Consider the following 10,715-nt stretch of genomic DNA (forward strand, 5'->3'; position numbering starts at 1 on the left):
CGTCCCCTTCAAGGAGAGAGTCATGAGAAAGTTGAAGTCCCTCTTCACCATTGCAGCGGCGGCCCTCGCCGTCCTCGCCGCACCCGGCCTTGCCAAGGCCGACAAGCTCCAGGACGTGCTCGGCGCCGGCAAGATTCGCGTCGGCATTCTCACTGATGCCGCGCCGTGGGGCTTCAAGGACGACAAGGGCGAGATCGCCGGCCTCGATGCCGATCTTGCAAAACTGATCGCCGCCGACATGGGCGTGAAGCTCGAACTGGTGCCGGTGACGGGTGCCGCGCGCATCCCGAGCCTGCTCTCGGACAAGCTCGACATTTTGATCGCCGGTCTCGGCGCCACGCCGGAGCGCGCCCAGCAGGTGATGTTCTCGCAGCCCTATGCGGTGGTGAATCTCGGCGTTTATGGCGCCAAGTCGCTCCCCTCCGCCACCGGCAAGAAGCCCGACAATCTGGAGGGCCGCACGGTAGCCGTCGCCAAAGGTACGACGCTCGACGTCTGGCTCACCGACAACGCGCCGAAGGTGAAGCTGGTGCGCTTCGAGGACACTCCGGCTGCGATTGCGGCCTATCTCGCCGGACAGGCCGACACGTTCGCGGAGAACAGCGCCATCGCACTGAAGGTGCAGGACCAGAACCCGACCAAGGAGGTCGAGCTGAAATTCCTGATCCGCCAGTCGCCGGCCCATGTCGGCGTCCGCCAGGGCGAGCAGAACCTGCTCAACTGGATCAACACCGACATCTTCTTCAACAAGCTCAACGGCAAGCTCGGCGCACTTCAGCTGAAATGGTTCAAGGAAGAGCAGTCGTTGCCGACGCTGTGAGTTTTGGACGGGCTCTCGCATTATGTGAGAGCCCACCTTTACGAGGAGAATTGAGATGATCAAACGTTACGTCGTGGGATCGCGCATGAGCCAGGCCGTCGCCGCCGGCGGCATGGTGCACATCGCAGGCCAGGTTGCGGATGACCGCAAGGCCGGCATCGTGTCGCAGACGGAGCAGGTGCTCGCCAAGATCGACGCGCTGCTCAAGGAGGCCGGCTCCGACCGCTCCAAGCTGATCGCGGTCAACGTCTTCCTGCCGCATATCACCGACTTCGACACCATGAACTCGGTTTATGATTCCTGGATCGATCCGGCCAATCCGCCGGCGCGCGCCTGCGTCGAAGCCCGTCTCGCCGATCCCGATCTGCGCGTCGAGATGACCGCGGTGGCGTTGCTGTAACGAAGCCGCTCTTCTTCAAACTTCGGCCGGCGTCGGCGCGACGCGGCCTCGAGGCAAGCCATGCATACCGGACTGTTTCACGAGATCGATTTCGAGAAGGACCAGAAATGGTCCGGCCATCTCGGCATTCCCTTCTCGATCGATCGCTCCCCTTACTATCAGCTCAAGATCCCGATCTTCCGGATCAAGAACGGCGCCGGACCGAAGCTGCTCCTGATGGCCGGCAATCACGGCGACGAATATGAGGGCGAGATCACGCTGACGCGGCTGTATCGCCGGCTCGATGCGCGCGCCATCAAGGGCGAGATCACCATCCTGCCCTTCGCCAATTGGCCCGCCGTGATGGCGGCACGGCGCCGCTCGCCGCTCGACGAGGGCAATCTCAACCGCGCCTTCCCGGGCGATGCCGCGGGCACGCCGACCTTCCGCCTGGCGCATTTCCTCGAGCACGAGCTGTTTCCGCGCCACGACGTCGTCTTCGACATCCACTCCGGCGGCACGTCGATGGCGCACGTGCCCTGCGCGCTGATCGAGCGGCAGGGACCGCCAGAAATGTTCGGCCACGCGCTGCGCCTGATGAAAGGGCTCGGGATGCCCTTCGCCTTTGTCGCCGAGAACGGCGCCACGGCGCCGACCTCGATGGCGGCGGCCGCGCGCGCCGGCGCGATCGGGCTCTCCGGTGAATTCGGCGGCGGCGGCACTGTCACGCCGCAGACCATGGCGTTCACCGCGCGCGCGGTCGACCGGCTGCTGCTCGCGCTCGGCCTCGTCCAGGCGCCCGTGCTCGGGCCGCATGCGCCGGTCGAGCGCGCGACCGAACTGCTGGCCCTGCAGAGCCATGCCCAGGCCGTGTTCGCGACGCGCCGTGGCTGGTTCGAGCCCGCTGTCACCGTCGGTGCGCGCGTGAAGGCGGGCGACATCGCTGGCTGGTATCACGACTTCGAGCGCCCCGAGCTTGCCGAAGAGGTGCTGCGCTTCCCCGCCGACGGCATCGTGATCTCGCAGCGCCTGCACACCGACAGCCAGAGCGGCGACTGCCTGGTGCAGGTCGGCCGCGCCTTGAAGTGTGAGGAAGTTTTGGGACGGTGAGCTTCGGCCGCATGCTCATTGCACCTCTCCCGCTTGCGGGAGAGGTCGGATCGCGAAAGCGATCCGGGTGAGAGCTTTCTCCTCTTGGGGATTTCGTCCGTAACCTTGGACGATCCCGACGTGGAGACACCCTCTCCCCAACCCTCCCCCGCAAGCGGGGGAGGGAGCGCAGTGCCAATGCGGTTGCAGTACGATCTGATCTCATGATGCTCTAACCTGACGTCTCTTCAGGGATTCGATGACCGATCCGGCCAAGCCGAGCTATGACGACGTCGTGCGCATTCCGGCGCCGCCCGGCCGCAGCAATGCGACCGGACGGCCGCCGCGCATCGAGGAAGTCGCCGAGCGCGCCGGCGTCGCGCCGATCACGGTGTCGCGGGTGCTGCGCCACCCCGAGAAAGTCAATCGCAAGACCCGCGAGCGAATCCTCGAGGTGATCGAGGCGACGGGCTATGCTTCCAACCCGCATGCCCGCGCGCTGCGCTCGGGCCGCTCGAACGTGGTCGTCGCCTTCGTCTCCAACATCCTCAGCCAGCAGTTCGGCCTTGCGGTGCGCAGCTTTGCCGCGACGCTCGAGCCGGAGGGTTTTGAGGTGCTGGTCGGCCAGACCTCCTACTCCTATGCCAAGGAGGTCGCGATGGTCCAGTCGCTACGCGGCATCCGCCCCGCGGCGGTGATGTTCACCGGCGTCATCGAGCTCGAGGAGAACCGCACGGCGCTGGCCGAGCTCGGCATTCCCGTGATCGAGACCTGGGCGTTTCCGCGCGATCCCATCGACATGCTGGTCGGCCTGCCCAATGCGGATGCCGGCGCCATGGCGGCGCGCCGGCTGGCGCAGGCAGGACATCGCCGCGTCGCCTTCATCGGCCGCAGCAGCGGCCGTGGCGCGCTCCGCCGCGACGGCTTTCGCGCCGCCGCCGCACAGCTCGGCCTCACGATCGTTCACGAAATCCTCGTTGGAGAGGTGACGGGGCTGGTCGACGGCCGTGCCGCCTTCACCGCCCTGCTCGAGCGCAGCGGCGACGTCGACACCGTGTTCTGCGCCAACGACCTGCTCGCGACCGGTGCGCTGATCGAGGCTCGCGCCCGCGGCCTGTCGGTGCCGCGCGATCTGGCCGTGCTCGGCTTTGGTGACAACGACGTCGCCGATCAGATCACGCCCGGCCTCACGACCATCTCGTTCGATGCGGCGGCCGTGGGACGTCTCGCGGGCGAACTGCTTTTGGCGCGGCTCTCAGGCACGCCGCGCGCCGAGCAGCGGCTCGCGGTCGATCTGTTCCTGGTCGAGCGCGGCAGCGTCTGAGCGTTGCGGCTTACGCGACGCTCTTGAGATCCTGCTGGATGGCAGCGAGCAGCGATTGCAGCGCGGCGCTGTTCACCGGCTTGGCCGCGGTGCCGACCGGCTGAACAGAGGCGGGCTGCGCAGCTTTCACCGGGCGCTTCGGGAATGGCGGTGGAGCAGGCCTTGCGGCCGGCATGAAATCGCCCTCATCCTCGGCGTGAACGAACTTGCCATGGATGACGTCGTCGCGACGGCCCATGATGAACATGGTCGCCCAATAGCCGGCGGCCAGGAGGATTACGCAGAAAATACCAATCTCTAACATCGCAGCACCTAAAATATGCGCGATGATTCAATGCCTTCCTCCGGCCGTCAATGAACAGGCGGTCACACCTGCGGCTTTTGCGGGCAGGTGTGACCATTTGGTGACTCTTTCTTAACTATCCCCACGCGGGGTGTGGCCGCGGGGCCACGTGAGTCCCATTCCCTGTCGCGCTAGGCCTTGTCCGGCCCGACCCGGACCAGCTGCTTGCCGAAATTGGCCCCCTTCAGCAGGCCCATGAAGGCGCCGGGGGCACTCTCCAGGCCCTCGGTGACGAACTCCTTGTACTTGACCTTGCCGTCGCGAACCCAGGCGGACATGTCGCGCAGGAAGTCGCCATGGCGGGCGGCGAAGTCTGACACGATGAAGCCGCGGAAGGTCAGCCGCTTGGTGAGGGTTGCGCGCATCAGGGACGCGGCCCATTTCGGCGGCTTGGCCTCGGTGTCGTTGTAATGGGCGATCAGGCCGCAGACCGGAACGCGCGCGAACGGATTGAGCAGCGGGAACACCGCCTCGAACACGGCACCGCCGACATTTTCGAAATAGACGTCGATACCCCCAGGGCAGGCGTCCTTCAGCCTGGCGGCGAGATCGGGGTCGCGGTGATCGATGCAGGCATCGAAGCCGAGCTCCTTCACCACGTAGTCGCACTTGTCCTTGCCGCCAGCGATGCCGACCGCACGGGCGCCCTTGAGCTTCGCGATCTGCCCCACCGCCGAGCCGACCGCGCCGGACGCACCAGCAACGACGACGGTCTCGCCCGGCTGCGGCTTGCCGATGTCGAGCAGGCCCGTATAGGCGGTCATGCCGGGCATGCCGAGCACGCCGATCGAGGTCGAGATCGGACCGAGCTTGGGATCGACCTTGATCAGGCCCTTGCCGTTCGAGATCGCGTGCGACTGCCAGCCGGTGCGGGCCCGCACGATCTCGCCGACCGTGAAATCGGGATTGTTGGAAGCCGCGACCTCGCTGACCGCCTCGCCTTCCATCACGCCGCCGACCGGCACCGGAGCTGCGTAGGACGGCCCCTCGCTCATGCGCCCGCGCATATAGGGATCGAGCGACAGCCAGATCGTGCGCAGCAGGACTTCTCCCTGCCCTGGCGTCGGCACGGCGAATTCCTCCAGGTGAAAATCAGACGGCTTGGGTTCGCCGACGGGACGCGCGGCGAGAACGATGCGTTTGGCTTGGGCCATGGCTTCCTCCACTTTTCTGTCATTGCAAGCGAAGCGAAGCAATCCAGCCGCGTCAACACAAAAGGACTGGATTGCTTCGCGGAGCCTGTCATCGGGCCGCGCTTCGCGCGGACCCGTTGGCTCGCAATGACGAGCTTGTGGCAGGTGCCAACCACACACTCGCTGTCATCGTCCGCGAAGGCGGACGATCCAGTACTCCAAGGCGGTTGTGATTGAGTGGAAGGGCCGCGGCGTACTGGATGCCCCGCCTTCGCGGGGCATGACACCGTCATTTGGCACGAGCGAGTGACTAACCCCCGCCCGGATAATTCGGGCTCTCGCGCGTGATGGTGACGTCGTGGACGTGGCTTTCGCGCAGGCCCGCGCCGGTGATGCGGACGAACTGGGCCTTGTCGTGCAGCTCCTTCATGTCGCGCGCGCCGACATAGCCCATCGCGGCGCGCAAGCCGCCGGCGAGCTGGTGCATGACGTTGCCGACCGGGCCCTTGTAGGGCACCTGGCCCTCGATGCCTTCAGGCACGAGCTTGAGCGTATCCTTGATGTCCTGCTGGAAGTAGCGGTCGGCCGATCCCCGCGCCATCGCGCCGACCGAGCCCATGCCGCGATAGGCCTTGTAGGAGCGGCCCTGCCACAGGAACACTTCGCCGGGCGTCTCGTCGGTGCCGGCCAGCAGCGAGCCGACCATGGCGATGTCGGCGCCGGCCGCGAGTGCTTTCGCAAGGTCGCCGGAATATTTGATGCCGCCGTCGGCGATGACGGGGACGTCGGCCTTCTTCGCCGCGTCGACCGCATCCATGATCGCGGTGAGCTGGGGCACGCCGACGCCGGCGACGATGCGCGTGGTGCAGATCGAGCCCGGGCCGATGCCGACCTTGATGCAATCCGCGCCCGCGTCGATCAGCGCCTGCGCGCCTTCCGTGGTGGCGACGTTGCCGGCGACGACCTGCACCGAATTGGACAGGCGCTTGATGCGGTTCACCGCCTGCAGCACGTGACGGGAATGACCGTGCGCGGTGTCGACGACGACGAGGTCGACGCCGGCATCGATCAGCCGCTCGGTGCGCTCGAAGCCGGTGTCGCCGACCGTGGTGGCGGCAGCGACGCGAAGGCGGCCCTGCCCATCCTTGCAGGCGAGCGGATGGGCGACCGCCTTCTCCATGTCCTTCACGGTGATGAGACCGACGCAGCGATATTGATCGTCGACCACCAGCAGCTTCTCGATGCGGTGCTGGTGCAGCATCCGCCGCGCCTCGTCCTGGCTGACATTCTCACGGACCGTGACGAGCCCTTCATGCGTCATCAGCTCGGAGACTTTTTGCCGGCGGTCGGTGGCAAAGCGCACGTCGCGGTTGGTGAGGATACCGACCAGCTTGCCGGGCGTGTTCTTGCCGGCGCCGGTGACGACGGGAATGCCGGAGATGCCGTGATCGCTCATCAGCTTGAGCGCATCGTCGAGCGTGGCGTCGGGGCTGATGGTGAGCGGGTTCACCACCATGCCGGACTCGTAGCGCTTGACCTGCCGCACCTGGGCGGCCTGCCCTTCGGGATCGAAATTGCGGTGGATGACGCCGAGGCCGCCGGCCTGCGCCATGGCGATCGCCATGCGGGCCTCGGTGACGGTGTCCATGGCCGAGGCCATGATCGGGATGTTGAGCGGGATGGCGCGGGTGACGCGGGAGCGGATGTCGACCTCGCCCGGCATGACGTCCGACAGGCCCGGCTTCAACAGCACGTCGTCAAACGTAAAGGCTTCGCGGATGCCCTGAAGTTGCACCGTGGCCATCTGCCAACTCCTTCCTGCGGCCTTGCCGCAAATGCTCATGGATGAGCGCCGCCCTCGGCGTCCCTTGCGGCAACGCCTTGAGAATCGGAGCCCATCGGTGGGGTTGACGCGGGTCGATAGCACGGTCGCGTGACGAATCAAAGCAATTCGGGCCGCTGGCCAGCCATGCACAGGCTTTTTTGGGCCGATTCAGCGGGGTCGGCTCCGTCCGCCGTCCCCTCCGGCGTCATTCCGGGGCGCGACGAAGTCGCGAACCCGGAATCCATCGCGCAGCAACGCTGTGGCCCAATAGATTCCGGGCTCGCGCCAAGGGGCGCGCCCCGGAATGACAGAGAGGGTCACACCGTTGTTACGCGGGACTTAGGTGCCATGCGTGGATCCGCAATGGTCCCCGCCCGGCAGCGGTGATAAGCCGCAACTCCGCCCCTCCTTCAGCTTTCATGAATTTCATGGTCGACAAGCAACGCGTCATTCCGCTGATCGTGGCCACGGCTCTGTTCATGGAGAACATGGATTCGACCGTGATCGCCACCTCGCTGCCGGCGATCGCGGCGGACATCGGCACCAGCCCGCTGACGCTGAAGCTCGCGATCACATCTTACCTGCTGTCGCTCGCGGTGTTCATCCCGGCGAGCGGCTGGACCGCCGACCGGTTCGGCGCGCGGATGGTATTCGCGATCGCGGTCGGCGTGTTCATGGTCGGCTCGGTCGGCTGCGCGCTCTCGACCTCGGTCACCGATTTCGTATTCGCGCGCATCCTGCAAGGCATGGGCGGTGCGATGATGACGCCGGTCGGACGCCTCGTGCTGCTGCGCTCGGTCGACAAGAGCGCGCTGGTCAACGCCATGGCCTGGGTGACGGTCCCTGCCCTGATCGGCCCCGTGATCGGCCCGCCGCTCGGCGGCTTCATCACGACGTACGCGTCCTGGCACTGGATCTTCCTGATCAACATCCCGATCGGCCTGCTCGGCATCTTCATGGCGCTGCGCTTCATCGATCCCATCAAGAGCGAGGCGCAGGAGCCGTTCGATCTCTACGGCATGGTGCTCGCCGGCATCGGCCTTGCCGGGATCGCCTTTGGCCTTTCAGTCGCCGGGCTCAACCTGCTGCCATGGAGCACGGTGGCCGCGCTGGTCGTGGGCGGTGCGATCTCGATGACCCTCTACGTCATCCACGCGCGGCGGACCGGATCGCCGGTGCTGGACTTCTCGCTCCTGAGGCTGCCGACACTGCGCGCAGCCGTGTTCGGCGGCTTCCTGTTCCGGCTTGGCATCGGCGCGCTGCCGTTCCTGCTGCCGCTCCTGATGCAGATCGGCTTCGGCCTGTCGCCGTTCCATTCCGGCCTCGTCACCTTTGCTTCCTCGCTCGGGGCCATGGGCATGAAGACGCTGGCCGCGCGCATCATCCGCACCTTCGGCTTCCGCAACCTGATGACGGTGAACGCGATCATCAGCGCGTTCTTTCTCGCCGTCTGCGCGCTGTTCACGGTGACGACGCCGCTGCTCATCATCATGGTCATCCTGGTGGTCGGCGGCTTCTTCCGCTCGCTGGAGTTCACCGCGATCAACACGGTCGCCTATGCCGACGTCGAGACCGCGCAAATGAGCCGCGCCACCACCCTCGTCAGCGTCAACCAGCAGCTCGCGGTCTCCGCCGGCGTCGCCGTCGGCGCGGCCTGCGTGGAAACGACGATGTGGTTCCACCATATCAGCGAGATCGACGCCACGGTGTTCGCGCCCGCCTTCGTGGTGGTGGCGCTGACCTCGGCGGCCTCGAGCTGGTTCTTCTGGCAGATGCCCGCGGATGCCGGCCACGAAATTTCCGGCCGCAAGGCGGTGGAGATCGCGAGCCGCAAGGGCGCGGGCAAGGGTGCGGAGAAGGCGGCGGTCAAGGCAGCGTCCGAGGATACGCAGGACGTGCGGGATCAGCGGCTGGGGTAGTCTTTCGTCATTGCGAGCGCAGCGAAGCAATCCAGAATGCCTCTGCGGAGACAGCCTGGATTGCTTCGTCGCAAGAGCTCCTCGCAATGACGGGGTGCGAGGCTACGCCGTTCCCCCGCCCCGAAATCCCGTCGCGAGCACGTAGCGCTCCGAGGAATCCTGCCGGCTCGCGGCGGGCTTGACGTGACGCACGGTGGCAAAGTCGCGCTTGAGCTGGGCGAGCAGATCGGCATCGGCGCCGCTCTGGAACGTCTTGGCCAGAAACGCGCCGCCGGGTTTGAGCACGTCGCAGGCAAACGCCGCGGCGGTCTCGACCAGGCCGACGATGCGCAGCTGGTCGGTCTTGCGGTGGCCGGTGGTGTTGGCGGCCATGTCGGACATCACAACGTCGGCCTTGCCGCCGAGCATCGCGGTGAGCTTCTCGGGCGCGTCGTTGTCCATGAAGTCGAGCTGCGCGAAATCGACGCCGGGAATCTCCGGCATCTCCAACAGATCGATGGCGACGACCTTGCCCTTGCCTTCCGTCGAGCCGACGCGCTTGGCCGCGATCTGGCTCCAGCCACCGGGTGCCGCGCCGAGATCGACCACGGCCATGCCCGGCTTCAAGAGCCGGAACTTGTCGTCCATCTCCAAGAGCTTGAACGCGGCACGCGAGCGATAGCCCGCAGCCTTGGCTTTCGCGACATAGGGATCGTTGAGCTGCCGCTCCAGCCACAGCTTCGACGACAATTTGCGCTTGCCGCCGGTCTTGACCTGGACGTGCAAGCGGCCGGTCGTGTCCTTGGCCATACTCACCAGCTCCTGAGCGCACCGTCCTCGCGCATCATCTCGACCAGCATGCCTTCGCGCAGGCCCCGGTCGGCGACGCGCAGGCGCGGCAGCGGAAAGGCGCGGCGGATAGCATCGAGAATGGCACAGCCGGCGAGCACGAGATCGGCACGCTCGACGCTGATGCAGCTGTTGTTCGCGCGCTCCTCGTAGCTCATGCCGAGCAGCTTGTTGATGGTCGCGGTGATATCGGCATCGTTCATCCAGATGCTATCGATGCGGCGTCGGTCATAGCGCGCCAGATTGAGATGGATCCCGGCCAGCGTCGTCACCGTGCCCGACGTGCCGAGCAGATGCATGTCGGCGAGATCGCGGCCGTGCTCTTCCGCAAACGGCGCGACGTGGCTTGCGACCTCCTGCTCCATCGCGGCGTAGATCTCCGGCGTGACGTCGCGTCCGCCGAACTGCTCGGCGAGCGTGACCACGCCATAGGGGATCGACATCCAGGCTTTTATGCGCGGCTCCGGGTTTTCCGGGTCGCGCTCGATCCGCACCAGCTCGGTCGAGCCGCCGCCGATGTCGAACAGGATCGCGCCGCGCCCCCTGGGGTCGACCAGCGGCGAGCAGCCGAGCACGGCGAGCGTGGCCTCGGTCTCGCGGTCGATCACCTCGAGCTCGATGCCGGTCTCGGCCGCAACGCGGCTGCGAAAACCTTCCGCGTTCGAAGCCGCGCGGCAGGCTTCGGTCGCGATCAGCCGCAGCCGCCGCGCCTTCCGTAAGTTGATCTTGTCCCGGCAGATGCTGAGCGCGGCGATGGCACGCTCGATCGCGGCGTCGCTGATGCAACCTGTCGCCGAGACGCCCTCCCCGAGCCGGATGATGCGCGAGAAGGAATCGACCACGCGAAAGCCGTCCTGGGTCGGACAGGCGATCAGCAGCCTGCAATTGTTGGTGCCGAGGTCCAGCGCCGCATAGACGCCGGTTCCCGGCGCTTGCGCGCCGACGGCCGGATCGGTGGCCAACGCCACCGCCGCCATCGACCCATTCAGCTCACCGTGCGGCCCATGTTGGCTAACATGGCCGTCGCGGAGCCGCGTGTGGTCATTCATACAAAC

10 protein-coding genes are annotated in these 10,715 nt (G+C 66.3%); 5 read left to right on the forward strand and 5 right to left on the reverse strand.

Features of this window, described 5'->3' with window-relative positions:
* The first annotated feature begins 22 nt into the window (after positions 1 to 22).
* The 4 genes from ACNJYA_RS22155 (at position 23) to ACNJYA_RS22170 (ending at position 3,612) form a co-directional block, all read left to right on the forward strand.
* Complete coding sequence (locus ACNJYA_RS22155) at positions 23 to 820, forward strand: transporter substrate-binding domain-containing protein (RefSeq protein WP_212257474.1); 798 nt, start codon at positions 23 to 25, stop codon at positions 818 to 820.
* Between the two features lie 55 nt (positions 821 to 875).
* Complete coding sequence (locus tag ACNJYA_RS22160; protein WP_212257473.1) at positions 876 to 1,220, forward strand: RidA family protein; 345 nt, start codon at positions 876 to 878, stop codon at positions 1,218 to 1,220.
* A 60-nt stretch (positions 1,221 to 1,280) separates the two neighbouring features.
* Positions 1,281 to 2,309, forward strand: a complete 1,029-nt coding sequence (locus ACNJYA_RS22165) for a succinylglutamate desuccinylase/aspartoacylase family protein (RefSeq protein WP_212257472.1) — start codon at positions 1,281 to 1,283, stop codon at positions 2,307 to 2,309.
* 238 nt (positions 2,310 to 2,547) lie between these two features.
* Positions 2,548 to 3,612 carry a LacI family DNA-binding transcriptional regulator gene (locus tag ACNJYA_RS22170; protein ID WP_212257471.1) on the forward strand — a complete coding sequence of 355 codons (1,065 nt, stop codon included), beginning with the start codon at positions 2,548 to 2,550 and terminating at the stop codon, positions 3,610 to 3,612.
* Positions 3,613 to 3,622: 10 nt separating this feature from the next.
* Here the strand turns inward: ACNJYA_RS22170 and ACNJYA_RS22175 are convergent, their stop codons facing one another.
* The 3 genes from ACNJYA_RS22175 to guaB all read right to left on the reverse strand — a co-directional run bounded on the left by ACNJYA_RS22175 (position 3,623) and on the right by guaB (position 6,892).
* Complete coding sequence (locus tag ACNJYA_RS22175) at positions 3,623 to 3,916, reverse strand: hypothetical protein (RefSeq protein WP_212257470.1); 294 nt, start codon at positions 3,914 to 3,916, stop codon at positions 3,623 to 3,625.
* Positions 3,917 to 4,086: 170 nt separating this feature from the next.
* Positions 4,087 to 5,109 carry an NADP-dependent oxidoreductase gene (locus ACNJYA_RS22180; protein WP_212257469.1) on the reverse strand — a complete coding sequence of 341 codons (1,023 nt, stop codon included), beginning with the start codon at positions 5,107 to 5,109 and terminating at the stop codon, positions 4,087 to 4,089.
* A 289-nt stretch (positions 5,110 to 5,398) separates the two neighbouring features.
* Positions 5,399 to 6,892, reverse strand: coding sequence for an IMP dehydrogenase (guaB, locus tag ACNJYA_RS22185; RefSeq protein WP_172786362.1), 1,494 nt, complete (start codon positions 6,890 to 6,892; stop codon positions 5,399 to 5,401).
* 449 nt (positions 6,893 to 7,341) lie between these two features.
* On the opposite strand from guaB, the gene ACNJYA_RS22190 reads away from it, so the two are divergent.
* Positions 7,342 to 8,832 (forward strand): DHA2 family efflux MFS transporter permease subunit, encoded by a 1,491-nt coding sequence (locus tag ACNJYA_RS22190; RefSeq protein ID WP_212257616.1) that lies wholly within the window; start codon positions 7,342 to 7,344, stop codon positions 8,830 to 8,832.
* Between the two features lie 102 nt (positions 8,833 to 8,934).
* On the opposite strand, the gene ACNJYA_RS22195 is transcribed toward ACNJYA_RS22190, so the two are convergent.
* Entirely contained in the window at positions 8,935 to 9,621 is a 687-nt protein-coding gene (locus tag ACNJYA_RS22195; protein ID WP_172786360.1) for an RlmE family RNA methyltransferase, read from the reverse strand.
* A 2-nt stretch (positions 9,622 to 9,623) separates the two neighbouring features.
* Positions 9,624 to 10,709 (reverse strand): Ppx/GppA phosphatase family protein, encoded by a 1,086-nt coding sequence (locus ACNJYA_RS22200; RefSeq protein WP_172786359.1) that lies wholly within the window; start codon positions 10,707 to 10,709, stop codon positions 9,624 to 9,626.
* Positions 10,710 to 10,715: the final 6 nt, after the last annotated feature.

Origin of the sequence: Bradyrhizobium sp. BLXBL-01 (genome assembly GCF_051853025.1) — a bacterium.
Taxonomy (GTDB): Bacteria; Pseudomonadota; Alphaproteobacteria; order Rhizobiales; family Xanthobacteraceae; genus Bradyrhizobium.